The organism is uncultured Bacillus sp., from assembly GCF_958411575.1.
Taxonomy (GTDB): Bacteria; Bacillota; Bacilli; order Bacillales; family Bacillaceae; genus Bacillus; species Bacillus spizizenii.
In genome coordinates this window covers 702,315-726,720 of the sequence record NZ_CATYRA010000001.1, presented here as the reverse complement: position 1 = coordinate 726,720, position 24,406 = coordinate 702,315, and the positions used below count along the sequence as shown (strand labels likewise).

Below are 24,406 nucleotides of genomic sequence, written 5' to 3'. Positions count from 1 at the left end.
TTAGGGAAGGTGACTCCAATGAATCTGTATGACATCAGAATGTATCCTTATCGGTTTAATGCAGGCAGGCACAGAGGCCTAGTTCCACATCCATACGTATTTCGGCAGCCCGTTTCCTCTCGCGCAATCATTGTATCAGCCCGCGGGGATGTAACGGGAGACGGCGTAATTGACGAAGTCTTTCTCACTGGCAGCCAAATGACGGGCAGCCCTTTATGGAGACATATCACATTGGTGATCCGTAACGGCAGAACCCATCAGGAACAGCGAATCCAGCTCCAAAACAATTTGGGATACAATCCGTCTCTTTTTCTTGGGGATATGACAGGCGGCAAGATTGATGATGTGGCAGTGGTGATAGATACCGGTGGAAGCGGCGGTGCTATCTATTCATATGTGTTTGCCTATATGAACCGGCAGTTCAGGCAGATTTTCAATTCGGATGTGTGGAATGCTGAATTGAAGTACAGTGTGAGGTATCAAAATCAATATAAAGCGAGTGTCATCAGTCATCAGCAAAACGAAATATATATCCTCGATCTTACTTACAAGGGCAGGGAATATTTGAATGAGATTTATACCCAGCAGGGGGTATTGAAGATGCCGATAGAAGGATGGGTCAATCCTTTGTCTGGCCTGTATCCGGTTGATTTTGACAGAGACGGCGTATACGAACTGCTGGCGTATCAGCGGATAGCGGGGAGGTATAACGCCGACTCATTGGGATATGTTCAAACCGTATTGAAATGGAACGGGCGGAATTTTGCCGTTGACCGGCAGAATGTATCAATTGTTGGCGGGGCAGTCTCGTCATCATGAATGCTGTCTTCCTATATAGAGTGACATAGACTCACGTTACAGGTGTTCTGCAACGACGGTCAAGCAATAAGATAAACCTGTTTGCTGCTCTTCTAACATTCCTCTATGTACATGATCTTGCATAAAAAATCGTGTTTGTTTTACGTAATCTTCTTTACTTGTCGGATGCCCGTTCTGATTTGTTCTGCTAAAGATTGTTTCCATTCTTCAGCGCTTTCAAAGCCTTTAAACATGACCTTATGATCCATATTCTCACCTTTTGTCGTGTATTCTAAAGACGTGTTAACTGTTTGAATGAGGCGCTGATACTTTTCAATTTTCATTTCAAACAGCTTTTTTTGTTTTTCTCATGTACTAGTTCTTTCAGCATCCTCATCCAATAATGTTTTTATTTCTGATAAAGGAATATCTAATTCTTTGTTAAAAAGGATTTCCTGCAGTCTTTTTAGTTCGTCAGCACCATAGTGCCGATATCCGGCTTCGCTTATTTCTTTTGGGACCACAGCAAGCCGATTTTGTGGTAATGATAAAGCGTTTTGATTGTCACGTTCGCAATGTGGGATAGTTCTTTTACAGTTAATTTCACAATCCGATTCCTCCTTCTTCTTTCACTATGAGGCCTTACCTTTGGTTGGAGTCCAGGATAAAAATGATGTTTTTTTAACCCGGAGAGAATGGGATATAGTCTGATGAATAGAATCCTGTGAAGCCGTTTCGAAGCTGACGGCTCTTTTTTTATGATCAAAGAAAAGAGTGCTTGCACACAAGCACTCTTTACTCCAACTTAATCCTTTTCACATCCCCTAGCACAAACACGTAAAAAATCAGCCCGAGCAGTAATACAAAACCGGCAACCAGAAAGCTGAGCGTAAAGGAACCTGTCACATCAAACAAATATCCTGTGAGTGAAGCGGCGATTATGCCTCCGAATAGGTTGTTTGCCAGGTTCACCATGGAGCTCAGCATGGACACGGAACCGATCGGAGCCAGCTCTGCGGAGATGGACCAGCCGACTGGAGCGGTTGCAGAAATACCGGCAAGACCGATTGAAATACATATAATCGCGATGGTGATATTGTTCGTCAGAATGGAGCCTAAAAAGAAAAAGCCGAAGCTCATTCCGACAATGATCACGGTTCGGTACACCTTGGTGTTAGAATAACCTTTCTTAATAAAGTAATCGACGAGCCAGCCCCCGACCACAATTCCGGAAATGGTTGAGATCAGCCATGGCACGGCTGTAAATAAACCGGACGACATGAGATCCATTCCGTATGTGTGTTTAAAGAAAGTCGGAAGCCAGGTGAGCAGCAGGTTGAATGTATAGCCGTACCCTGTAAATCCGATCATCAAGCCCCATACTTTCCGGTTGGAGAAAAGCTTTTTTAAAAGCGGACCCGTTTTGTAAGGGATTTGCTCTGTTGTAATTGAATTGTGTCTTTGAATATAGTTAAGCTCACTTTTGGAAATGCGTTTGTGCCGTTCAGGCTGCTCATAATACTGCCAGAAAAAGATCGTAAACAACACATTGATGCAACCAATCGTCAAAAAAGCGACACGCCAGTCAAATGTCGTAACAAGAAAGGCAACCAATGGAGCGCCGATCACGTTTGAAAACTTGGCGGCCGAGTCGAACAGTGAGTTTGCCAACCCTCGCTCACTTGGAGGAAACCATAGAGCGGTAGCCTTGGAGGCGGCGGGGAACGCAGAGGCGCTCGTCAGCCCAATGAGAAATCGGAACAAATATAACAGCAATTTTCCTTGCAAAAAAGCAAGAAGGATCGTTAAAAAGCTCCATATTGTCATTCCAATCCTCGTGACCCACGCCACGCCAAACCGGTCCAGCAAACTTCCGACAGGCAGCTGCATCAGTGTATAGGAATAAGTGTAAATGGAAAACACGATGCCGAGTTCGGTTGCTGTAAGATGAAATGAATCTTGTATCGCAGGGGCCGCTACAGAGATGGCCACTCGGTCAAAATAATTAAGAATAATAATGCCGCTGAGTAACGAAGATATGTACCATCTGGTATGTCCAGGCCGTTTCACGCGCTCTTGACTCATGATGAAAACCTCCTCTGTCATAGCATGATCTCCTGATGGAAATACCATTCAAATTTTAAATACCACAGTGTACTTTTGCGTAAACGGACAACAGGAATTTGACTGGAAAAGCCCGGTGCTTTAGAATGAAAGTAATAAAAATGAACACTCCAAAGGGGAGTAGCTTTCACAGTAAAGTCGTCATTACGGGGCAAGATGTCCTCGGCTTTGCTGGCAATCTAATTGTTAGCGAGACCTTTGCCAAATCTGATTTGGTGAAGGTCTTTTTGTTTCGGAACTTCACCAAATCGGTGGAGTTTTTTTCATTTTTATCAAAAAGGGAGAGGAGCGTCAGGATGTCTAAGCTGAAAAAGTGGCTAAAGCGAGAATTGGTGAGGAAAGGGCTGCCGTTAGCAAAAGAGAAATTGATTCCGATCTTAAAAGAAAAAATGAAGAAGAAGCGATGAGGAGGCTGACGATGAAAATCATTTTGACTGTTCTTGCCGGAGTGGGGCTTTTGAGTGCGGGCGGATGCGGCATGCTTGATCAGGTGAATGACGGATTGAATTATACAAGTGAAGCTGCCGGCTATGTGGAGAAGGTGAAGATATTTGCAGAGGATGCGCCTGAATTGGCTGAGCAAGCTGTAAATGACACTGAAGCGAAAGAAAAACTTGAAGCACAGCTTGAGTCGATTCAGCAGGCTGCCGCTGATTTTAATGAATTAACACCGCCTGATGCCGCGGCGGAGATTCATCAAACCGTTCAGGAGCATAACGAAACCTTGCAAAAAAGTGCTGAAGCTGTGTTAAAACAAGTGGAGGAAGGCAAGGTATCGCTTGAAGAATTGGAGCAGTCAGACCTTGTCCAAAATGCAAAGCAAATTACTGACGTGATGGGCCAGATTGAAAAGCTGGGTGAATAAGAAAAAGCATCCCGAAGGAGGGATGCTTCAGCTTGTCGACAAACCCTCGCATTCGTTGTCAGGCCTGCGCTTCGGTGCTCACGAATTCCAACATTCGCTGTACTTCGATGCTCGTCCTTCCTAGACTTCAAGGGTTTTCAATCACGCTGAAAAGATGACAAAATCCTAAAACGATAAACCGTTTTAGGATTTTGTCAGTAATATGAAGCATCCCGGCGACGGGATGCTTTTTTTATTATTCAGCCATTGCGTCAGTTAAGACAGGAACGACTTGTTTTTTACGGGAAACAACGCCTTTTAAGAGGGCTGTGTTGTTTTCTAATGTAACGTTGAACGCTTTTTCTACTTTCGCTGCTTCGTTACCGATCGCAAGGGCAAGTGAATCATTTTCTAAGATGTCTGTGATGACAAGAAGGAACAGGTCAAGGTTCTTCTCAGCCACAACCTTTGAAATCACTGCTTCTAATTCATCTTGGCGTTTTTTTACATCTTCAATGTCCACTGTGTTCACTTGTGCGATTTCGACTTTTTTGCTGCCGAGTGTAAATTCTTTCGCATCAAGAGAAATCAGCTCTTCCACTGTTTTTTTGCTTAAATCAGCGCCAGCTTTCAGCATGTTCAAGCCGTATTCTTCAGCATCTACGCCAGCGATTTCCGCAAGCTCTTTTGCTGCCGCTACGTCTTGGTCTGTGCAAGTTGGAGATTTGAATAACAGTGAGTCAGAAATGATCGCAGAGAGCATAAGGCCGGCAATTTCTTTCTCGATTTTCACGTTATTTTCTTTGTACATTTTGTTTAGGATTGTAGCCGTACAGCCTACAGGCTCAGCACGATAGTAAAGCGGCTCAGCTGTTTCAAAGTTAGCGATGCGATGGTGGTCGATCACTTCTAGAACCTGAACATTTTCAATGTCCTTGATGCTTTGTTGGCGTTCGTTATGGTCAACCAAGATAACGCCGTTGACTTCGTTTGCAGCTGTTTCAACAAGACGCGGGCTTTCTTGTTTGAAATAGTCAAGTGCGAATTGTGTTTCGCCGTTGACTTGTCCAAGACGGACAGGCTCGGCATTAAAGCCGAGTTTGTTTTTCAAATCAGCATAAGCAATCGCAGAACAAATCGTATCTGTGTCTGGGTTTTGGTGTCCGAAAATAAGTATCTTTTCCATGATAGCTCCTTATCCTTTTTTAAGTAGTGTAATCTTTATATAGTTTAACACGTCTTGCTGCAGGTGTAATCATACAAACCCGTAAAAATTGATGTGAATAAGAAGCATTTTCTTTGAGCTGAAAAGAAAAGGTGTGTAAAATACTGGGTAGCTTAGTTGCAAAATGTGATGTAGTATCAAAAAAGGTACTATTGGAGGGTCAAGAATGAGTGAAAAAAAGAATATATACCCGAACAAAGAAGGCTGTCCAGTTGAATTTACACTAGATGTGATTGGCGGAAAGTGGAAAGGAATTCTTCTTTATCACATGATAGATGGCAAGAAACGGTTTAATGAGTTTCGTCGAATCTGCCCGAGTATCACTCAAAGAATGCTTACCCTTCAGCTTCGGGAGCTGGAAGCGGACGGCATCGTACATCGTGAGGTTTACCATCAGGTGCCGCCCAAGGTTGAATACTCTCTGACGGAATTTGGGCGAACGCTTGAACCGATTGTTTTGCAAATGAAAGAATGGGGAGAATCCAACAGAGAGATGCTGGAATCTTACCGTTCGAACGGCTTGCTGAAGGATCAGCAGAAATAGCAGCAAAGGGAACTCCTTTGCTGCTTGTTTTATTTCATTGAAAGGGCTCTGTTGGCGTTTCTGACGTCATTTTTTAACAGTTCAGAAAGGTTGTAAGACGGATAGTATCCATGCTGATACATGTATCGATAAACTTGCGCATGCAACTGGATGGCGGCATTCAGCTGCTTGACCAGTACGTTTCTTAATTGAGGTGTTGCTGTTTCTGTAATCGCGATGGCATAGCTGCGGACAGACGTTTTGACAAACCCGAGAAGATCACCGCTGTAAAATGGGTTATCTGCGCGTTCTTCTTCCTCATCCTCTCTGTGCGGCGCCTGCGGAAAGAATGGAAGAAGCTCTCTTAGATTTTGCTCAACAGCCTGAATGGATACACTATAAAGCTGTCTGAGCTGAGGGTCTTTTACTTCTCTTATCATTTTCTTCAGTTTAATGAGTCCATTTGATTGAAAAGCAACCAGCTCATGCATTTCTAATGTTTCATGCCAAGCCAATGTTCTGCGTTCATCCATGTAACAATTCTCCTTTATCAATCAGATTCCATATCAGCATATGCCCAACGCTCAATGTTGTTCATGATGTTTTGAAGTTTTTAAAAAGGGAATTCATTTTATATAGGATACGGGTTGAGAACATGCAAAAAGAGGTGAAACGCGATGTGGGAGATGATAAAGAACTTTTTCTTGTTTAGCAGCGGCGTTCTGCAAGCAACAACCCTTTTACTGGTGATCTTAATTTTCATGTATGTCAGAAAAACGAAAAAGAAAAACAAGGAAACTTCTGGCTTTATGGATGATAAACATTAATTGTGATGGGCATTCTTTTCAAAGAATGTCTTTTCATTTGCAATGTTTCACATGAAACATTGGCGTCATTTTACTTGCGATTTGGACTTATGTTAAAATATAAAAGTAAAATGTAGAGATAATATAAAAACATTCGGTGCAAAGCATGTTGCAGCGATGAAAGAAGAGCAGTCGTTTATGCTGCTCTTTTCTATTCGTATGTTCAGGATGATACGAGGTGACTAAGTGAAACAAACGAGAGCATTAATGGAAGGTGCTATTTTAATCAGTCTGTTTGCGATCATTACGCTTTTGGTCGTTTATGTTCCCGTGATTGGAACAATTCTCTTATTTGCACTGCCGCTGCCCATGATCCTGTATACGATTAGACATGGATTGAAGTTAGGGATATGGATGGGCGTTGTCAGTCTTCCGGTTGTTTTTATTGTCGGGTCCTTTAACGGACTTATTGTAGCTTTTATGTCAGCTTGCGCCGGCATTGCCATGGGGCACTATTTCAAAAAGAAAGAACCCGGGCACGCCATTATTTCGGGCGCTCTTATTTATATGCTTTGTATTGTCTTCTATTTTGTGATAAGCATTCAGTTTTTGGGTATCAATATCATTGATGAAGCGATGACACAATACCGGCAATCTCTTGATATTGTAGAAACAGTAATGAAGCAGTCGGGCAATGCTGAACAGCTTGAGAAGCAATTGAAACTGATGGAAGAACAATTGGGTATCGTTCAATATCTTTTTCCAACAGCTATTGTGATGGTAGGAGCTATTTTTTCTTTCCTCAGTTACCTTATCGCTAAGCCGCTCTTAAGGCGATTCTCCCCCGATATTCCTAATCTAAAGCCTTTTAGAGAGTTGAAGTTTCCGCAAAGTGTTGTAGTGCTGTATTTAATGATTGTCATACTTTCATTTTTGCCTTTAGAAAAAGGGCAAATGCTGTACTCTATCGCTTTAAATGGGGAGTTTATACTCGGGTTTCTGATTTTTATCCAAGGTTTATCATTTATCTTTTTCTATTGCCATAAGAAACGATATCCGAAGGCTGCGGCTGTCATTGCAGTGATTCTTGGATTGGTGCATCCGATCTTTATGGCAGCCATTCGCATTTTAGGCGTTATAGATATGGGCTTTAATATAAGGAATAAGGTGAAGTGAACATGAGTTTTACTCACGTGGTGGGGAGTGATAGAAATGCCAAGCTTTTATGAAAAACCGCTGTTTCGGTATCCCATCTATGCATTGATTGCTCTGTCAATCATTACAATCCTCATCAGCTTTTATTTTAACTGGATATTAGGAACCGTCGAAGTACTGCTGCTCGCAGTTATTTTGTTTTTTATTAAACGTGCTGATTCTCTTATTCGACAAGAGATTGATGCTTATATTTCTACGTTATCCTACAGGTTGAAAAAAGTCGGTGAAGAGGCATTGATGGAAATGCCGATCGGCATCATGCTTTTTAATGACCAATATTATATAGAATGGGCAAATCCGTTTCTTTCTTCTTGCTTTAATGAAAGCACATTAGTGGGGAGGTCCCTTTACGATACTTGTGAGTCGGTTGTGCCGCTCATCAAACAAGAGGTCGAATCGGAAACGGTTACATTGAATGACCGCAAGTTTAAGGTTGTCATCAAACGGGATGAGCGCCTGCTGTACTTCTTTGATGTAACGGAACAAATCCAGATTGAAAAGCTATATGAAAACGAAAGAACTGTGCTGGCGTATATTTTCCTTGATAACTATGATGATGTGACCCAAGGATTGGATGACCAGACGAGAAGCACGATGAACAGCCAGGTCACATCTTTGCTGAACGCTTGGGCGCAGGAGTACGGGATCTTCCTGAAAAGGACGTCTTCAGAACGCTTTATCGCTGTACTTAATGAACACATTTTAACTGAACTCGAAAATTCGAAGTTTTCGATTCTAGATGAGGTGCGGGAAAAAACCTCATTTGACGGTGTAGCGCTGACGTTAAGCGTCGGTGTCGGGGCTTCAGTCTCCTCGCTGAAAGAACTTGGCGATTTGGCGCAATCCAGCTTGGACTTAGCGCTGGGGCGCGGCGGAGACCAAGTAGCCATTAAGCTGCCGAACGGCAAGGTGAAGTTTTACGGAGGTAAAACAAACCCAATGGAGAAACGAACAAGGGTGCGGGCCCGCGTCATTTCTCATGCCTTAAAGGAAATTGTCTCTGAAAGCAGCAATGTGATTATCATGGGGCATAAATTCCCTGACATGGATTCTATCGGCGCAGCGATCGGAATTTTAAAGGTGGCTCAGGCAAATAACAAAGATGGTTTTATCGTCATTGATCCAAATCAAATTGGATCAAGTGTGCAGCGTTTGATTGAGGAAATCAAAAAATATGAAGAGCTGTGGTCAAGGTTTATTACGCCTGAAGAAGCGATGGAAATCTCCAATGATGACACGCTGCTTGTGATCGTTGATACACATAAGCCGTCACTTGTCATGGAGGAACGGCTGGTCAATAAAATTGAACATATCGTGGTTATCGACCATCACCGCAGGGGCGAGGAGTTTATCAGAGATCCGCTGCTCGTTTATATGGAGCCGTACGCTTCATCGACAGCGGAATTGGTGACAGAGCTGCTTGAATATCAGCCGAAGCGCTTAAAAATCAATATGATTGAAGCAACAGCCCTATTAGCTGGTATAATAGTGGATACAAAGAGCTTTTCTCTCCGCACTGGTTCGCGGACTTTTGATGCGGCTTCTTATTTAAGGGCAAAAGGCGCCGATACGGTGCTTGTGCAGAAGTTCCTGAAAGAAACCGTTGATTCCTATATTAAACGGGCGAAGCTGATCCAGCATACAGCCCTCTATAAAGAGAACATTGCGATTGCGTCTCTTCCTGAAAATGAGGAGGAATACTTCGATCAAGTGCTGATTGCGCAGGCGGCCGATTCGCTGCTGTCGATGAGTGAAGTTGAGGCTTCATTTGCGGTGGCGAGACGGGATGAACAAACTGTTTGTATCAGTGCGCGGTCACTTGGCGAGGTCAATGTTCAGATCATCATGGAGGCGTTGGAAGGCGGAGGGCATTTAACAAATGCGGCGACTCAGTTGTCCGGCATTTCAGTTTCTGAAGCGCTGGAACGGCTGAAGCACGCCATAGATGAGTATTTTGAGGGAGGCGTACAGAGATGAAGGTTATTTTCTTACAAGATGTAAAAGGAAAAGGAAAAAAAGGCGAAGTCAAAAACGTAGCAGACGGTTATGCGCATAACTTTCTGATTAAAAAAGGCCTCGCGGTTGAAGCAAACGCGTCAAACATCAGCGCGCTGAACGGACAAAAACAAAAAGAGAAAAAAGAAGCTATTGCCGAGCTTGAGCAAGCAAAGAGCTTAAAAGAAACATTAGAAAAACTGACAGTTGAGCTCAGCGCGAAATCAGGGGAAGGCGGCCGTTTATTTGGTTCTGTGACAAGCAAGCAAATTACTGAACAGCTCCAAAAAGACCATAAGATTAAAGTAGATAAGCGGAAGCTTGAACTGCCGGACGGCATTCGTGCATTAGGATATACAAATGTGCCTGTGAAGCTGCATCCTGAGGTGCAGGCTGTGTTAAAGGTACATGTGAAAGAAGAAGTTTAATAGAAAAGAGGCTTGGAGCAATCCAAGCCTCTTTTTTTATTCTACGAGATAAAGAGTTTGCTGGCTTTCTCCGCCAGGTCCTCCTCTCATGCCTTGCTGGCTGCTGTTTAAGCTGCTGGAGGAACTGCTGTACTCGTCAGATGATATTTCTTTTCCATTTTTCTTAATCCAAGAAACAAGTTCGCTGTTGCCGGAGTTATTTCTTGATAGAAGAAAGTATTTTACTTTCCCTTCTTTGACCAGTTTTTTCAGTTCGGTCACAGTCAAAATTGGATCTGTGCCGTTAAATCCGCCCATTGCCATAACAGATTCATTTTCATGAATGATGTATGGCGCAGCCGTTACGGTTGTCAAAGTAGCAAATAGATACTCTTCGCCGGTATTATGCTTTCTCAGATAGGACAGGAGTCCGGTGTCGACCTCTGAGGAGAACATGTTCCCGCCGTTTGCTGAGCTTTTGAGCTGCGGGCCGGATTCAGGAAGAACGCTGTTGCCTCCGTATAGAAGCGGCGTTGCTGACCAGTAGATTGGCGTGAGCAGCAGAATGCATAAGCTGTTGATGGTCAACTGCTTGCTGAACGGATGGCTGCGTTTAAGCATCAGAAGCGCAAGGGTGATGCCTAGTCCTAAGAGTCCCAGTACGTACATCCATACACTGCCGATTTGGCTTGTATAAGCGCTTAGAATATAAACCTGGAACGCGGCTGTGATTAGAACGGCTGCCGGCAGAAGATAGCTGGCCCAGTCTTTATTGTTTTTGTATAAACGGTACATCGTATGCCATCCGATACCGGAAAGTGCGGCAATCGGGGGTGCCAGCATAATTAAATAATAGTGGTGGAAGAATCCTGCAACGCTGAAGAAACCGGCTACAGGAACGAGCCAAGCAGCCCAGAATATCGTTTCTTTCACTTCAGTAGCCTGACCCCGGCGATCACGGTACCAGTTGATGATTCCGCCCAGCAATCCGATCAATGCGAATGGAAGCATCCAGCTGATTTGGCCGGAAAGTGCCGATTGGAAGAGACGAAGCGGTCCTGCATCGCCGGTGCCGAACTTATTCATGCTTTTTCCTCCGCCACCGCCAGGTCCGCCGTTTCCAGGGCCGTTGTCGCCTGTTGGAGGTGTGCCTCCGCCATTGGAAACGCCGTTTTGAGCGCTAGGCGGCTGAGGCCCCTGTGAATTGTTTCCGAATGATTGATTGCCGTTTTGATTGGCGGTACTTTCGTCAGACTTGCTATTTCCGGAAAAAGATGATCCGTTGCTGTTTGGCGGTTGCATGGTGCTATTATTCTGCATGTTACGGCCGCCATCAGTATTCATATCACTCCTAGCAAGGCCGGTGGTTTGTCCAAGCAGCCGCTCTGTGCCGTTGTAACCGAAGGCCAGTTCTAACACTGAGTTGGTCTGGCTGCTTCCTACATAGGGCCGGCTGGAGGATGAGGTTGAATCCACCACAACCGCCCATGAGAGCGAAAGGCCTGTCAGAAGGACGAGAGACAGAATCAGAGACCCGATTTTTTTCTTCAGAGAAATCCGAGTTGCAATCAGGTAGAATAACACAAATGCAGGCAATACCATAAACGCTTGCATCATCTTCATATTAAAGGCGAGTCCAATCAGGGCAAATGCCGTCAGGAGCCAAACCAGCTTGCCTTGTTTGACCGCCCGAAGCAGGCATGATGAACCGAGCAATAAGGTAAAGACAAGCATGCTGTCAATATTGTTTGTCCGGCTGACGGCTACTGCGATAGGCGTCAGTGCCATGACAAGTGCGGCAATGCGGGCCGCTCCAATTCCAAAAGTCGGTTTGATCATTCTGTAAAGAAGGAATACAGATCCAACTCCAGCGAGAGCTTGGGGAATGATCACACTCCATGTGTGAACGCCGAAAATCAGTGCGAAAATCGTTTGAATCCATAACACAACAGGCGGTTTATCTACTGTCACAAATCCAGAAGGGTCAAATGAGGCATAAAAGAAATTGTGGAAGCTTTGCGTCATGCTTTTCACAGCCGCCAAATAGTATTGGTTCGCTGTGTCATCCTGCCAAATATTATACGCATTCAGGAAAGCCGCAGTAAGCAAAATGAGAATAAGGACTACGTCGAATCGTTTGGTTTTCATCGTTTTTCACCTCTTTATGGTGTTTCATTGTAAAAAACAAATATGAAAAACTTATGAATAAACCATAAATATTCGAAGAATTTCAGAGAAAAAAGCGGAGATGTCTTCCCCGCTTTTTATGCTGAATTTCTTTGTTTCGCTGACTGAAGAATGTATCGATCTCGTCCGGCTCCCAGTCCGGCTGCTCCCATTACGATCAGGGCAGCAATAAGAAGCACAATCGGCATTGTCCATGAATGTGTCTGGTCAAAGAGATAGCCGACAAAGATTGGACCGACGGCTGCAAGCAGGTAGCCGAATGACTGAGACATACCTGACAGCGCAGCGGCCTGCTGTGCATTTTCACTGCGGAGACCGATAAGAGCGAGTGCCAAACTAATGCTGGAGCCTTGTCCGATACCGATAATCACCATCCAGATGGCAAGCGTTGTATGGCTGCCGCCCGCTAATAATCCGCATAGGCCGATTAGATAGACTGCGGCCAGCGCCGCAACGATACCGCGCTGCTGTTTCACACGGTCGGCTAAAACCGGTGTCAGAAAAGTGGAAGGCAGACTCGCAAATTGCATGAGTGACACCATCCATCCAGCTGTTGATGTATCAATCCCGTGTGAACGGAGGATTTCAGGAAACCAAGCGATGCTGCTGTAAAATAAAAATGATTGCAGTCCCATAAAGATGGTGACAAACCATGCCATTTTGGAAGCCCAAATGGAACTGGTTTGAAGCTTAACTGCCTTGTTTGCTGTATCCCGGTGGCGCAGCTGAGGTATCCAGATCAGCAATGCAAGTAACGCCAGCCCGCCCCATAAGAGAAAGGCTTGCTTCCATCCGCCTCCCATTTGTGCCGCCAGAGGTACGCTGACACCTGATGCCAAAGCAGCGAATATATTCATTGATGTCGTATACAGGCTGATCATGATCCCTGACTTTTCAGGGTATTTATGTTTGATTAAGCTTGGCAAAAGAACGTTTCCGATCGCAATTCCGACTCCGATGAGTGCCGTTCCGAAAAATAAAGCGGCAGTATAGCCGGCAGAACGAATCAAAACGCCGATAAACAGGATCAGGAGACCAAGCCATAAGGTTCGCTCATTTCCGAGGCGCTGTCCGAGCTTAGGCGCAAGCGGAGAAAGAACTGCAAACGAAAGCAGCGGCAGTGCTGTCAAAAACCCGGCTGCCCCATTGGACATGTGCAGCTCTGCCCGGATAGAGCTGATGACCGGACCGACTGAAGTGATCGCGGGCCGTAAGTTAAACGCGATAAAGATAATGCCGGCGATCAGCCAAAACGATTGGATTTTTTTATTTTGTGGATGTGGCAAAGCAGTTACTCCTTCTTTCTAACATATACTAAATATAATTCCGTAAAATGAAAGCAAGTATGCGAACGAATGCTACGATTGTTTTTCTTCTTTCTGCAATTCAGCCATTTTGGCAAGCAATATATGCTGAGGCATATGCATGATCTGTTCAAGCGGCAGATTTAAGGACTCTGCAAGCTTTTGGGCAGTTTCAGAAGAAATTTGCAAAGGTCTCACAAAAGATCCCTCCTCTCTTCTGTCCATTGTACAAGAATCAGATGTGAAATGTAATAAGATGTCACAAAGGAATGGAACAATCCGTAAATGCCCGTTATAAAAGAGGGAAGGAGGGTTCTTATGCAAGCACCGTTGTCATTATTAAAACAAATGCTGACTGAGCATCAGAAAGATACTGAGAAAGCTGTCACCTTTGAAGAATATATAGCTGTGAGGCGGAAACTTCAGGAGCTGATGGGGAAATTTGCTTCATTCGAGGAATGGGATCTGTATCAAAAAGCGGCAGATCTGATGATGCATACAGGCTTCCAATGGATGAAATAAGCTGATCACGAAAAAACCCCCGCTGCAGCGAAGGGTTTCATTCGTTAAAATGAGTATTCTTCTTCCACATTTTTGAACTGGTCATAAATCACAAGGTTTGCTGGACTGTTTTCTTTTGCCATCTGTTTGGCTTTTTCAATTGCGGCGTCTTTAGATGTATACAAAGCTGTCGGCGCCACATTCTCCACCTTAATAAACCAGCCGTCCGCATCAACATTGGGTGTAACCGCATATTTTTTCATCATCATTCATTCCTCCCTCAAGTTTTATTGCATTTTTCCCGCCTTGTTACTGTCCGAAACGATCCAATCGGCTAGCTGAAAAAAACAGGAAATAGACAATTTTTCTATTTTTTTTCTGCAGAAATGGTAGAATGGAGTTTGGAGATTTTTTAATGAGAGGACGGTGCTTAGCATGACAGACCTTCTGAATGATCGGCTTCCTCCGCAAAATATAGAAGCCGAACAAGCCGTGTTAGGCGCTATTTTTTTACAGCCGTCTGCTTTAACACTGGCTTCAGAAGTATTGATTCCAGATGATTTCTATAGAATGTCCCACCAAAAAATCTATAATGCGATGCTGGTGCTCGGTGACCGAGGTGAACCGGTTGATCTAGTGACGGTAACGTCAGAGCTTGCGAATACAGACCTGCTGGAAGAAGTGGGTGGTATTTCGTATCTGACAGATATCGCAAACTCGGTGCCGACAGCGGCTAACATAGAATATTACGCGAAAATCGTTGAGGAAAAATCAATTCTTCGCCGATTAATCAGAACAGCGACAACTATCGCTCAAGACGGGTATACCCGTGAGGATGAGGTCGAGGATTTACTCAGTGAAGCTGAAAAAACGATTATGGAAGTGGCGCAGCGCAAAAACACGAGTGCCTTCCAAAATATTAAGGACGTCCTTGTCCAAACCTATGACAATATCGAACAGCTTCACAATCGAAAAGGCGATATTACGGGAATTCCGACAGGGTTTACAGAGCTTGACCGGATGACTGCCGGGTTCCAGCGCAACGACTTGATCATTGTGGCTGCCCGTCCGTCAGTGGGGAAAACGGCCTTTGCCCTGAACATCGCACAAAACGTGGCGACCAAGACCGACGAAAGCGTAGCAATTTTCAGTCTTGAGATGGGTGCAGAGCAGCTCGTTATGCGTATGCTCTGTGCCGAAGGAAACATCAATGCCCAAAATCTTCGTACCGGTAACCTGACGGAAGAGGATTGGGGCAAGCTGACGATGGCGATGGGAAGCCTGTCAAACAGCGGGATTTATATCGATGATACACCGGGTATCCGCGTGAGTGAAATCCGCGCCAAGTGCCGCCGCTTGAAGCAGGAAAGCGGACTCGGCATGATTTTGATCGACTACCTGCAATTGATTCAGGGAAGTGGACGCTCAAAGGATAACCGTCAGCAAGAAGTATCAGAAATTTCCCGTGAACTGAAAGCGATCGCGAGGGAGCTGCAAGTCCCTGTTATCGCGCTTTCTCAGCTTTCCCGGGGCGTTGAGCAGCGTCAGGATAAACGTCCGATGATGTCTGATATCCGGGAATCAGGAAGTATCGAGCAGGACGCGGATATTGTCGCGTTCCTTTATCGTGATGACTACTATGACAAAGAAACCGAGAATAAAAATATTATTGAAATCATTATTGCCAAACAGCGTAACGGCCCGGTAGGAACCGTGTCTCTTGCGTTCGTAAAAGAATACAACAAATTCGTCAACCTGGAACGGCGTTTTGATGACGCAGGTGTTCCACCCGGCGCATAAACCCCAAGAGCTCATCTTGGGGTTTTTTCATTCGAAAGATGGAAGAAATACCGTTCGCTCAGCGGATGTAAATTTGAAAGCGTTTTAATAAAATGGTGCAAAAAGGAGATGGTAACATGGGAAACCCTTTTTCATATTTTCACGCAGCGCAAATCCGGATTGCGCGGCCTACGGGCCAGCTCAATGAGATCATTCGCTTTTACGAAGAGGGACTGGGCTTGAAACGGATTGGAGAATTTTCGCAGCATAACGGGTATGACGGTGTCATGTTCGGTCTCCCTCATGCCGATTATCATTTGGAATTCACCCAGTATGAGGGGGAAAGCACTGCTCCCGTTCCCCATCCCGACAGTCTCCTCGTTTTTTATGTGCCGAATGCAGACAAACTGACAGCGATCACTTCAAAGCTAAAACACATGGGCTATCAAGAGGTTGAATCTGAGAACCCGTACTGGAGCCATGGAGGCGTGACGATAGAGGATCCGGACGGTTGGCGAGTCGTTTTTATGAATACAAAAGGGATATCAGGCAAGTAACTCTTTTTCGTGCTAAAGGATAAAAGTTTCACGAGCTTTTTAGGACAATGCGATGAGAAAACGCTTGTAAAACGAATGGAAGCGAACGAATATTGATTTACATTAATTTAATGTTCGGATTTACAATTGACTTTCTGTTTCTTCACTGATAAACTTGATTTGTTTGAATAGAATCGTTTTGAAAGGTTAACGGAGGTGCACGGACATGTCTTCAGTAGTTGTAGTAGGTACGCAATGGGGCGATGAAGGAAAAGGTAAAATTACAGATTTCCTTTCAGAAAATGCAGAAGTGATCGCCCGTTATCAAGGCGGAAATAACGCAGGGCATACAATCAAGTTTGACGGAGTCACATACAAGCTTCACTTAATTCCGTCTGGAATTTTCTATAAGGATAAAACGTGTGTGATCGGAAACGGAATGGTTGTAGATCCGAAAGCATTAGTCACAGAGCTTGCGTATCTTCATGAACGCAACGTTAGTACAGACAACTTGAGAATCAGCAACAGAGCTCACGTCATTCTGCCGTATCATTTGAAATTGGATGAAGTGGAAGAAGAGCGAAAAGGGGCTAACAAGATCGGCACAACGAAAAAAGGAATCGGCCCTGCTTACATGGACAAAGCAGCCCGCATCGGGATTCGCATCGCAGATCTGTTAGACCGTGACGCATTTGCGGAGAAGCTTGAACGTAATCTTGAAGAAAAAAACCGTCTGCTTGAGAAAATGTACGAGACAGAAGGGTTTAAAATTGAGGATATCTTAGACGAATATTATGAGTATGGCCAGCAGATTAAAAAATATGTCTGCGATACATCTGTTGTCTTAAATGATGCTCTTGATGAAGGGCGCCGTGTATTGTTTGAAGGCGCGCAAGGGGTTATGCTCGATATCGACCAAGGAACATACCCGTTTGTTACATCATCTAACCCGGTTGCCGGCGGTGTCACGATCGGTTCCGGTGTCGGCCCGACCAAAATTCAGCACGTTGTCGGTGTATCAAAAGCATATACGACTCGTGTCGGCGACGGTCCTTTCCCGACTGAGCTGAAAGATGAAATCGGCGATCAAATCCGTGAAGTCGGCCGCGAGTATGGAACAACAACAGGCCGTCCGCGCCGTGTCGGCTGGTTTGACAGCGTTGTTGTCCGCCACGCCCGCCGTGTGAGCGGAATTACAGATCTTTCTTTGAACTCAATCGACGTTTTAACAGGAATTGAAACGCTGAAAATCTGTGTGGCATACCGCTACAAAGGCGAAATCATTGAAGAATTCCCAGCAAGCCTTAAAGCACTTGCTGAATGTGAGCCGGTATATGAAGAAATGCCAGGATGGACTGAGGATATCACAGGCGCGAAAAGCTTGAGCGATCTTCCGGAAAACGCGCGTCACTATCTTGAGCGCGTGTCCCAGTTGACAGGCATTCCGCTTTCTATTTTCTCTGTCGGCCCAGACCGTTCACAGACAAATGTCCTTCGCAGCGTGTACCGTGCGAACTAAATAGATTTTGCTTAAAAGCCCCTAATTGAGGGGCTTTTTTTGTTTGAAAGCCGCATATAAGTTGGTCTGAGAAAAAAATATGAAAAAAAACCAAAAAAGTTATTGCTACTTCTATTTGTTCGTGATATTATAAATCTCGTTGTTACGGAAACTGCTTCAATAGAGTACAAGATAGAACTTGTTCCAAGTCGTTTGCTCTATGGAAATTCCGACATCTTAAGAGCCATTAGCTCAGTTGGTAGAGCATCTGACTTTTAATCAGAGGGTCGAAGGTTCGAGTCCTTCATGGCTCACCATTTCGTGAAGGCCCGTTGGTCAAGCGGTTAAGACACCGCCCTTTCACGGCGGTAACACGGGTTCGAATCCCGTACGGGTCATTGATTTACTTTAGCGTTATTGCTAAATTCCTTATTTGTCTGCGAGGGCTGACACGACAGCTCTCGCGGCAAATTACTGTAAGGTCCGGTAGTTCAGTTGGTTAGAATGCCTGCCTGTCACGCAGGAGGTCGCGGGTTCGAGTCCCGTCCGGACCGCCATTTTACTTTACTTAGTAGAGAAAAATAAAACATTTGGCTCGGTAGCTCAGTTGGTAGAGCAACGGACTGAAAATCCGTGTGTCGGCGGTTCGATTCCGTCCCGAGCCACTTACCAAACGCATCTGCAATCGTAGGTGCGTTTTTTCTTTTAGGAAAAAGGCAAACATGAGGCGTGGTATAATAGAAGAAAAAGGGAGAACCGGCCCTGCGGCCGGTTCAAAGAAGAAGACGTCATTGATAAAGACGCACTCCGGTGAGGGGAGGTTTCAGTAAAGTTAGCTATTTTAAAAAAAGTTGACTAGCATGACAAAAAATAAACAATGAGCGGATAAAGGTGAAATATGTGTTTTTTTCCAAACCTTTATTTTTTTTATCTTTTGACCTTAAACCGTTATAATAGACAAGGACCCATTGTTTACGTGGGCCATAAGTGATGAAACGAATGTTATATAGATGAAATGAAGTCATTCGGCAGGAGGAAAATCAAAATGATGGATAAAAAGATCCTTGTAGTAGATGATGAAAAACCGATTGCAGATATATTGGAATTTAACTTAAGAAAAGAAGGCTATGAGGTGCACTGTGCCCACGACGGAAACGAAGCCGTTGAAATGGTAGAAGAGCTTCAGCCTGATTTAATTCTTTTAGATATTATGCTTCCTAATAAAGACGGTGTTGAAGTATGCCGTGAAGTCAGAAAGAAATACGATATGCCGATCATTATGCTGACGGCGAAGGATTCAGAAATTGACAAGGTCATCGGGCTTGAAATCGGTGCTGATGACTATGTTACAAAACCATTCAGCACACGCGAGCTCCTGGCACGTGTAAAAGCGAACTTGCGCCGCCAGCTGACAACAGCGCCTGCGGAGGAAGAGCCGTCCTCTAATGAGATTCATATCGGCTCTCTCGTCATCTTCCCTGACGCGTACGTCGTATCAAAACGAGATGAAACAATCGAATTGACTCATCGTGAGTTCGAATTGCTTCATTATTTAGCAAAACATATCGGACAAGTGATGACCCGTGAACATTTGCTTCAAACCGTTTGGGGCTATGATTACTTTGGCGATGTCAGAACGGTTGACGTAACAGTCCGCAGGCTTCGAGAGAAAATCGAGGACAACCCGAGCCATCCAAATTGGATTGTCACACGCCGCGGCGTAGGTTATTACTTGAGAAACCCAGAACAGGACTAATGCCCTTATGAATAAGGTTGGTTTTTTTCGGTCGATCCAATTTAAGATTACCTTGATTTATGTGCTTTTGATTATCATTGCAATGCAAATCATTGGTGTGTATTTTGTCAATCAGGTAGAGAAGTCGCTGATCAGCTCGTATGAACAATCGCTGAACCAGCGAATCGACAACCTTTCTTACTATATTGAACAAGAATATAAAAGCGATAACGACAGCACCGTCATCAAAGATGACGTTAGCCGTATTTTGAATGACTTCACGAAAAGTGATGAGGTCCGGGAAATTAGTTTTGTAGATAAAAGCTATGAAGTGGTCGGTTCTTCAAAGCCGTATGGTGAGGAAGTAGCGGGGAAACAAACGACCGATCTGATCTTTAAAAGAATTTTTTCTACTAAACAATCGTATTTAAGAAAGTACTATGACCCGAAAAGCAAAATCAGAGTTCTCATTTCCGCGAAGCCCGTCATGACTGAAAACCAAGAGGTTGTCGGCGCGATCTATGTTGTCGCGAGTATGGAAGATGTCTTTAACCAAATGAAGACGATCAACACGATACTGGCATCCGGCACAGGTTTGGCACTTGTTTTGACGGCCCTTCTCGGTATTTTTCTGGCAAGAACCATTACCCATCCGCTTTCGGATATGAGAAAACAGGCGATGGAGCTTGCGAAAGGGAATTTCTCGAGGAAGGTTAAAAAGTACGGGCATGATGAAATTGGGCAGCTTGCCACTACGTTTAATCACTTAACGAGAGAGCTTGAAGATGCCCAGGCGATGACAGAAGGAGAGCGCAGAAAGCTTGCCTCTGTTATTGCCTATATGACAGACGGCGTTATCGCCACAAACCGAAACGGGGCAATTATTCTCTTAAACAGCCCGGCGCTGGAGCTGCTGAACGTTTCACGTGAAACAGCCTTAGAAATGCCGATTACGAGCTTGCTGGGGATTCAAGAGAATTATACGTTTGAAGATTTAGTGGAGCAGCAGGATTCTATGCTGCTTGAAATTGAGCGGGATGATGAATTAACAGTGCTTCGCGTGAATTTCTCTGTGATTCAAAGGGAACATGGCAAAATCGATGGTTTAATCGCTGTCATCTACGATGTTACCGAGCAAGAGAAAATGGATCAGGAACGCAGAGAATTCGTTGCAAATGTATCACACGAGTTGCGGACGCCGCTCACGACAATGCGCAGTTATTTAGAGGCGTTAGCTGAAGGCGCGTGGGAAAATAAGGACATTGCCCCGCGTTTCTTAATGGTGACGCAAAATGAAACAGAGCGTATGATCCGGCTTGTCAATGATCTGCTTCAGCTTTCGAAGTTTGACAGTAAGGATTATCAATTTAACCGGGAATGGATTCAGATTGTCCGGTTTATGTCGCTTATTATTGATCGTTTTGAAATGACAAAAGAACAGCATGTGGAATTTATCCGAAATCTGCCGGACAGAAATCTGTACGTCGAGATTGATCAGGATAAAATTACGCAGGTACTCGATAATATTATTTCTAACGCTTTAAAATACTCACCGGAAGGCGGACATGTCACATTCTCAATTGATGTAAATGAAGAGGAAGAACTCCTCTATATCAGCGTCAAGGATGAAGGGATCGGAATTCCGAAAAAGGATGTCGAAAAAGTCTTTGACCGCTTCTACAGGGTTGATAAAGCGAGAACGAGAAAGCTCGGCGGCACCGGTCTGGGATTGGCGATTGCCAGGGAAATGGTTCAGGCGCACGGCGGAGATATTTGGGCAGACAGCATAGAAGGAAAAGGCACGACGATTACATTTACTCTTCCATATAAAGAGGAACAAGAGGATGATTGGGATGAAGCGTGAAAATATAAAAACGATATTACTTACGGTACTCGTCATCATCAGTCTTGTGTTTACGTGGGGGATATGGACGTTCCAGCCAAACTTTTCTGAAGGCTCATCATCAACAGAGTCTACTGTGCGTGAGAAACATAAAATCGAAAAAAACACCCAAAAGTTGTCTGAAACGGTAAGACCGAGGGACATGTTTATCCATGATGACGGCGCTCATTACAAAGTGGATGATGAAGCCCTCTATGAAGAAGTCTGGTCTGACTTGCCTCATTGGGATGTAAAAGGAATTAAAGATATTTCTGATCAGTATGATAAGCTCGGATTCAAGAGCTGGTTTTATGGAATAGGCGGTTATGAAGCGAAGCTTGATTTGCAATTCACTGACACGATTCCGATTGATATTTTCCAAACGCTGTTTAGATGGTCCAATCAGTCGTTTGAATACAGTTCGTTTGATCATATTCTGATTCCGTTCAATGAAACAAAAGCGAACAAGAAAATTTATTTGGTGTCTTACAGCAAACAGCTCATTCTCGAAGTGACCGTTGAATCGGCAAACTACCGGAACATTATGAGCGACTTGAAAAACAGGCAATCAAACATGCCGGCGTACAGTTTGTTCTCAATCGGCTCTAAGAAAGAATTCCTGCTGCCGAACAAAACGCTTACGATGGACAAAAAAGAATTTGTCACAGAATCGATTAAAACAAATACCTTTAAGCAGGCCTTGTTCAGCGATCCGAGCATTGTAAGGGAAGATTCGAATTACAACAACAGAAATGTGCTGACAGATGGGATCAGCCGTTTAGATGTGAATCTAAGCCAGCGCCAGGTGCAATTCCAGCAGCGCAATTTAGTCCAGAGCACCTCTTATCAAACAGGTGAGTTAATCAAAAAGAGCCAAAAATACCTAGAGGATACGGGAAGCTGGACGGATCACTATCAATTTTTCAATATCAATGACAGCCAGCAGCTGAGCTTTTATATCTTTATGGATCAGATGCCGGTCATTAACAGCACCGCCAAACCATTCGGAGCGACATCGGCGATTACGGTGCAATGGGCGAACGATGATATTCTCAGCTATAAGCGGCCGAATTACAGTCTTGGAACGAATCCGATCAAAACAAGCGAGACAGAGCTGATGAGCGGCAGCGAAGTGAAGATGCTGCTTTCTAAACAAACCAAATATGATATGGACAAAATTGATCAGATCTTCCTTGCTTATCAATTGGTATCAACATCAACCAATGATGACCCTCTTGTTGAGCTTGAACCGGTTTGGGCGATGAAAATAAACGGAAAAATGGTGCCAATTACAAAGGATTTGTTGACGAAGGAGGGGGCAAACAGTGGAGTGGAATAAGACAAAATCAATCTTCATCGTTGCCTTCCTCATTTTAGATATATTCTTAGGCTATCAGTTTTTCCAGAAATGGCAGGCTACCAGCAAAGAATATGAGGTCATCAAAAATGATGTCGAGCATGACATGAAAGCCGACCATATCACGTATGAAGGCCTGAATAAGGGAGCAATAGAAGGCTACCGGATCACAGCAAATCAAAAGGCCTTCACCAAGGAGGAAATTGAGGCGCTCAAGGATCAAAAGCCTTTGATGGACATGCCTAGTGATGATCGTAAAGTAACGACCTTGAAAATGAAGTTTACGAATCCGATCGCCCTATCAAAGAAAAATATCGAGGACGATGCTCAGGCACTTGTTTCTTCGAAGATCCAAGATGGTGAAAAATATAAACTTTGGAAGGTTGACAAATCAAAGAAAGAAATTATTTTCTTCCAAACGTATGAAGGCGATTATATTTACCAGCAGACCGACAATTCTTCTAATATGATCGGGCAAGTGGTCCTGCATTTAAACGCTAAAAACGAGGTTGTGTCGTACGACCAGACTACGCTTGAGACGTTCAAGCAAATTCAGAAAGAAAGCTTAATTACTGAAATGGATGCGGTTGAGTTATTGTACTATCAAAATCAATTAAAAGAATACAGCACTGTGAAGAGCTGTAAATTCGGCTACGTTGCACAATATCCGCTGACAAGTACGCAGGTGCTGGCGCCGGTATGGAGAATTACGGTCGAGTACGATAAAAAAGTGAACGGCGAGAAAAAGACAGTACAAGAGTATTTTACTGTGAATGCTTTGGAGAGTACGATTTTAGATACAGATCAATGAAAAATAATGGAGTGAGACAAACATGAGCTTGCAATTTAGCGTACTTGCGAGCGGGAGTACGGGAAATGCGTTTTATCTCGAAACAGAGGATCACGCATTTTTGGTGGACGCCGGTTTGAGCGGGAAAGCCATGGATGGGCTAATGGCGCAAATCGGGCGTAAGATGGATGATGTAGACGGCATTTTTGTGACGCATGAGCATAGTGACCATATTAAGGGCCTCGGCGTGGTCGCCAGAAAGTACAAGCTTCCGATCTATGCGAATGAGAAGACATGGAAAGCGATGGAGAACCAGATCGGTAAAATAGACACCGATCAAAAGTTTGTGTTTCCGATGGAGACGGTGAAATCGTTCGGCGGACTTGATGTCGAATCGTTTGGCGTCTCCCACGACGCGGCGGAACCGATGTTTTATGTGTTCCATTATAACGGCCGGAAACTCGCATTAATGACAGATACGGGATATGTCAGCGACCGGATGAAAGGCATCATCCGCTCAGCGAATGTGTTTGTATTTGAAAGCAACCACGATGTTGGGATGCTGCAAATGGGAAGATATCCATGGAGCATTAAGCGGCGGATTTTAAGTGACGTCGGGCACGTTTCAAATGAAGATGCTGCCCTGGCGATGACTGATGTCATTGGTGACGAGACGTCTCGTATATACCTGGCGCATTTGAGCCAGGACAACAACATGAAGGAGCTGGCGAGAATGTCTGTACAGCAGACATTGGCTTCAAAAGGATTCTTGACGGGCGAGACATTTGATTTGTATGATACCGATCCGAAGAAGGCCACTCCGCTTTGCGCTGTATAATTTTTCTATGTAATTCATGACTATTATAGGAGCTTCTAACCCACAATATAACCATATTAACG

General features: G+C 44.3%; 24 protein-coding genes, 4 tRNA genes and 1 pseudogene. 21 read left to right on the top strand and 8 right to left on the bottom strand.

The window, feature by feature from the left end:
* Positions 1-18 precede the first annotated feature (18 nt).
* Positions 19-819 carry a hypothetical protein gene (locus Q5C82_RS03595; RefSeq protein WP_003219195.1) on the top strand — a complete coding sequence of 267 codons (801 nt, stop codon included), beginning with the start codon at positions 19-21 and terminating at the stop codon, positions 817-819.
* A gap of 36 nt (positions 820-855) precedes the next feature.
* On the opposite strand, the pseudogene Q5C82_RS03590 reads toward Q5C82_RS03595, so the two are convergent.
* Positions 856-1,408: pseudogene (locus Q5C82_RS03590) on the bottom strand (MerR family transcriptional regulator).
* A 185-nt stretch (positions 1,409-1,593) separates the two neighbouring features.
* Positions 1,594-2,904, bottom strand: coding sequence for an MFS transporter (locus Q5C82_RS03585; protein WP_003219190.1), 1,311 nt, complete (start codon positions 2,902-2,904; stop codon positions 1,594-1,596).
* Between the two features lie 104 nt (positions 2,905-3,008).
* Between Q5C82_RS03585 and Q5C82_RS20470 the strand changes: the two genes are divergently transcribed.
* On the top strand, positions 3,009-3,329 hold the full coding sequence (locus tag Q5C82_RS20470) for a hypothetical protein (protein WP_003219188.1): 321 nt from the start codon (positions 3,009-3,011) through the stop codon (positions 3,327-3,329).
* An 11-nt stretch (positions 3,330-3,340) separates the two neighbouring features.
* On the top strand, positions 3,341-3,787 hold the full coding sequence (locus tag Q5C82_RS03580; protein ID WP_003219186.1) for a DUF6376 family protein: 447 nt from the start codon (positions 3,341-3,343) through the stop codon (positions 3,785-3,787).
* Between the two features lie 235 nt (positions 3,788-4,022).
* On the opposite strand, the gene Q5C82_RS03575 is transcribed toward Q5C82_RS03580, so the two are convergent.
* Positions 4,023-4,952 carry a manganese-dependent inorganic pyrophosphatase gene (locus Q5C82_RS03575; RefSeq protein WP_003219183.1) on the bottom strand — a complete coding sequence of 310 codons (930 nt, stop codon included), beginning with the start codon at positions 4,950-4,952 and terminating at the stop codon, positions 4,023-4,025.
* Positions 4,953-5,157: 205 nt separating this feature from the next.
* On the opposite strand from Q5C82_RS03575, the gene hypR reads away from it, so the two are divergent.
* Positions 5,158-5,535: a transcriptional regulator HypR gene (hypR, locus tag Q5C82_RS03570; protein ID WP_003219181.1), complete on the top strand. Its 378-nt coding sequence runs from the start codon at positions 5,158-5,160 to the stop codon at positions 5,533-5,535.
* 29 nt (positions 5,536-5,564) lie between these two features.
* On the opposite strand, the gene cotF is transcribed toward hypR, so the two are convergent.
* Entirely contained in the window at positions 5,565-6,047 is a 483-nt protein-coding gene (gene cotF, locus Q5C82_RS03565) for a spore coat protein CotF (RefSeq protein WP_003219179.1), read from the bottom strand.
* A gap of 144 nt (positions 6,048-6,191) precedes the next feature.
* On the opposite strand from cotF, the gene Q5C82_RS03560 reads away from it, so the two are divergent.
* The 4 genes from Q5C82_RS03560 (at position 6,192) to rplI (ending at position 9,958) form a co-directional block, all read left to right on the top strand.
* On the top strand, positions 6,192-6,341 hold the full coding sequence (locus Q5C82_RS03560; RefSeq protein ID WP_003219174.1) for a hypothetical protein: 150 nt from the start codon (positions 6,192-6,194) through the stop codon (positions 6,339-6,341).
* Between the two features lie 225 nt (positions 6,342-6,566).
* The gene (locus tag Q5C82_RS03555) at positions 6,567-7,496 is read left to right on the top strand and encodes a YybS family protein (RefSeq protein ID WP_003219172.1); all 930 of its coding nucleotides are present in this window, start codon (positions 6,567-6,569) and stop codon (positions 7,494-7,496) included.
* 36 nt (positions 7,497-7,532) lie between these two features.
* Positions 7,533-9,512 carry a cyclic-di-AMP phosphodiesterase GdpP gene (gdpP, locus tag Q5C82_RS03550; protein ID WP_003219170.1) on the top strand — a complete coding sequence of 660 codons (1,980 nt, stop codon included), beginning with the start codon at positions 7,533-7,535 and terminating at the stop codon, positions 9,510-9,512.
* The gene (gene rplI, locus Q5C82_RS03545) at positions 9,509-9,958 is read left to right on the top strand and encodes a 50S ribosomal protein L9 (RefSeq protein ID WP_003219165.1); all 450 of its coding nucleotides are present in this window, start codon (positions 9,509-9,511) and stop codon (positions 9,956-9,958) included. Before gdpP ends, rplI begins: the two co-directional genes overlap by 4 nt.
* 36 nt (positions 9,959-9,994) lie before the next feature.
* On the opposite strand, the gene Q5C82_RS03540 is transcribed toward rplI, so the two are convergent.
* The 3 genes from Q5C82_RS03540 to Q5C82_RS03530 form a co-directional block, all read right to left on the bottom strand.
* Positions 9,995-12,085 carry a glycosyltransferase family 39 protein gene (locus Q5C82_RS03540; protein WP_003219164.1) on the bottom strand — a complete coding sequence of 697 codons (2,091 nt, stop codon included), beginning with the start codon at positions 12,083-12,085 and terminating at the stop codon, positions 9,995-9,997.
* Positions 12,086-12,201: 116 nt separating this feature from the next.
* Complete coding sequence (locus Q5C82_RS03535) at positions 12,202-13,410, bottom strand: MFS transporter (protein ID WP_003219162.1); 1,209 nt, start codon at positions 13,408-13,410, stop codon at positions 12,202-12,204.
* 72 nt (positions 13,411-13,482) lie between these two features.
* Positions 13,483-13,626, bottom strand: coding sequence for a YycC family protein (locus Q5C82_RS03530; RefSeq protein WP_003219160.1), 144 nt, complete (start codon positions 13,624-13,626; stop codon positions 13,483-13,485).
* Positions 13,627-13,746: 120 nt separating this feature from the next.
* Here Q5C82_RS03530 and Q5C82_RS03525 point away from each other — a divergent pair, with 120 nt between their 5' ends.
* Complete coding sequence (locus tag Q5C82_RS03525; RefSeq protein WP_003219157.1) at positions 13,747-13,950, top strand: hypothetical protein; 204 nt, start codon at positions 13,747-13,749, stop codon at positions 13,948-13,950.
* Positions 13,951-13,994: 44 nt separating this feature from the next.
* On the opposite strand, the gene Q5C82_RS03520 is transcribed toward Q5C82_RS03525, so the two are convergent.
* Complete coding sequence (locus tag Q5C82_RS03520) at positions 13,995-14,195, bottom strand: DUF2188 domain-containing protein (RefSeq protein ID WP_003219151.1); 201 nt, start codon at positions 14,193-14,195, stop codon at positions 13,995-13,997.
* Between the two features lie 169 nt (positions 14,196-14,364).
* Between Q5C82_RS03520 and dnaB the strand changes: the two genes are divergently transcribed.
* From dnaB to Q5C82_RS03460, 12 genes are all read left to right on the top strand, one after another.
* Positions 14,365-15,729: a replicative DNA helicase gene (gene dnaB / locus Q5C82_RS03515; protein WP_003219149.1), complete on the top strand. Its 1,365-nt coding sequence runs from the start codon at positions 14,365-14,367 to the stop codon at positions 15,727-15,729.
* A 116-nt stretch (positions 15,730-15,845) separates the two neighbouring features.
* Complete coding sequence (locus Q5C82_RS03510; RefSeq protein WP_003219148.1) at positions 15,846-16,265, top strand: VOC family protein; 420 nt, start codon at positions 15,846-15,848, stop codon at positions 16,263-16,265.
* 205 nt (positions 16,266-16,470) lie between these two features.
* Positions 16,471-17,763 (top strand): adenylosuccinate synthase, encoded by a 1,293-nt coding sequence (purA, locus tag Q5C82_RS03505; protein ID WP_003219147.1) that lies wholly within the window; start codon positions 16,471-16,473, stop codon positions 17,761-17,763.
* Between the two features lie 220 nt (positions 17,764-17,983).
* Positions 17,984-18,059, top strand: a tRNA-Lys gene (locus Q5C82_RS03500).
* 9 nt (positions 18,060-18,068) lie between these two features.
* Positions 18,069-18,140, top strand: a tRNA-Glu gene (locus Q5C82_RS03495).
* Between the two features lie 82 nt (positions 18,141-18,222).
* Positions 18,223-18,299, top strand: a tRNA-Asp gene (locus tag Q5C82_RS03490).
* 35 nt (positions 18,300-18,334) lie between these two features.
* A tRNA-Phe gene (locus tag Q5C82_RS03485) sits at positions 18,335-18,407 on the top strand.
* Between the two features lie 383 nt (positions 18,408-18,790).
* Positions 18,791-19,498, top strand: a complete 708-nt coding sequence (gene walR, locus Q5C82_RS03480) for a cell wall metabolism DNA-binding response regulator WalR (RefSeq protein ID WP_003244363.1) — start codon at positions 18,791-18,793, stop codon at positions 19,496-19,498.
* Positions 19,499-19,505: 7 nt separating this feature from the next.
* Positions 19,506-21,341 carry a cell wall metabolism sensor histidine kinase WalK gene (walK, locus tag Q5C82_RS03475; protein ID WP_003219142.1) on the top strand — a complete coding sequence of 612 codons (1,836 nt, stop codon included), beginning with the start codon at positions 19,506-19,508 and terminating at the stop codon, positions 21,339-21,341.
* A complete protein-coding gene (gene walH, locus Q5C82_RS03470) occupies positions 21,331-22,698 on the top strand; it encodes a WalRK two-component regulatory system regulator WalH (protein WP_032727374.1) in 1,368 nt (455 codons plus the stop codon). The genes walK and walH overlap by 11 nt, the downstream gene beginning before the upstream one ends.
* Positions 22,685-23,527, top strand: a complete 843-nt coding sequence (walI, locus tag Q5C82_RS03465) for a WalRK two-component regulatory system regulator WalI (protein ID WP_003219140.1) — start codon at positions 22,685-22,687, stop codon at positions 23,525-23,527. The genes walH and walI overlap by 14 nt, the downstream gene beginning before the upstream one ends.
* Before the next feature lie 22 nt (positions 23,528-23,549).
* The gene (locus tag Q5C82_RS03460) at positions 23,550-24,344 is read left to right on the top strand and encodes an MBL fold metallo-hydrolase (protein ID WP_003219139.1); all 795 of its coding nucleotides are present in this window, start codon (positions 23,550-23,552) and stop codon (positions 24,342-24,344) included.
* Positions 24,345-24,406 lie beyond the last annotated feature (62 nt).

Bases quoted from the DNA above. Each gene is read 5' to 3' on its own strand.
- cotF (WP_003219179.1), bottom strand. From the start codon at position 6,047: ATGGATGAACGCAGAACATTGGCTTGGCATGAAACATTAGAAATGCAT.
- Q5C82_RS03595 (WP_003219195.1), top strand. From the start codon at position 19: ATGAATCTGTATGACATCAGAATGTATCCTTATCGGTTTAATGCAGGC.
- Q5C82_RS03580 (WP_003219186.1), top strand. From the start codon at position 3,341: ATGAAAATCATTTTGACTGTTCTTGCCGGAGTGGGGCTTTTGAGTGCG.
- gdpP (WP_003219170.1), top strand. From the start codon at position 7,533: ATGCCAAGCTTTTATGAAAAACCGCTGTTTCGGTATCCCATCTATGCA.
- Q5C82_RS03585 (WP_003219190.1), bottom strand. From the start codon at position 2,904: ATGACAGAGGAGGTTTTCATCATGAGTCAAGAGCGCGTGAAACGGCCT.
- walH (WP_032727374.1), top strand. From the start codon at position 21,331: ATGAAGCGTGAAAATATAAAAACGATATTACTTACGGTACTCGTCATC.
- Q5C82_RS03560 (WP_003219174.1), top strand. From the start codon at position 6,192: ATGTGGGAGATGATAAAGAACTTTTTCTTGTTTAGCAGCGGCGTTCTG.
- walR (WP_003244363.1), top strand. From the start codon at position 18,791: ATGGATAAAAAGATCCTTGTAGTAGATGATGAAAAACCGATTGCAGAT.
- Q5C82_RS03540 (WP_003219164.1), bottom strand. From the start codon at position 12,085: ATGAAAACCAAACGATTCGACGTAGTCCTTATTCTCATTTTGCTTACT.
- Q5C82_RS03520 (WP_003219151.1), bottom strand. From the start codon at position 14,195: ATGATGAAAAAATATGCGGTTACACCCAATGTTGATGCGGACGGCTGG.
- dnaB (WP_003219149.1), top strand. From the start codon at position 14,365: ATGACAGACCTTCTGAATGATCGGCTTCCTCCGCAAAATATAGAAGCC.
- Q5C82_RS03460 (WP_003219139.1), top strand. From the start codon at position 23,550: ATGAGCTTGCAATTTAGCGTACTTGCGAGCGGGAGTACGGGAAATGCG.
- hypR (WP_003219181.1), top strand. From the start codon at position 5,158: ATGAGTGAAAAAAAGAATATATACCCGAACAAAGAAGGCTGTCCAGTT.
- purA (WP_003219147.1), top strand. From the start codon at position 16,471: ATGTCTTCAGTAGTTGTAGTAGGTACGCAATGGGGCGATGAAGGAAAA.
- Q5C82_RS03510 (WP_003219148.1), top strand. From the start codon at position 15,846: ATGGGAAACCCTTTTTCATATTTTCACGCAGCGCAAATCCGGATTGCG.
- Q5C82_RS03575 (WP_003219183.1), bottom strand. From the start codon at position 4,952: ATGGAAAAGATACTTATTTTCGGACACCAAAACCCAGACACAGATACG.
- Q5C82_RS03525 (WP_003219157.1), top strand. From the start codon at position 13,747: ATGCAAGCACCGTTGTCATTATTAAAACAAATGCTGACTGAGCATCAG.
- walK (WP_003219142.1), top strand. From the start codon at position 19,506: ATGAATAAGGTTGGTTTTTTTCGGTCGATCCAATTTAAGATTACCTTG.
- Q5C82_RS20470 (WP_003219188.1), top strand. From the start codon at position 3,009: ATGAAAGTAATAAAAATGAACACTCCAAAGGGGAGTAGCTTTCACAGT.
- rplI (WP_003219165.1), top strand. From the start codon at position 9,509: ATGAAGGTTATTTTCTTACAAGATGTAAAAGGAAAAGGAAAAAAAGGC.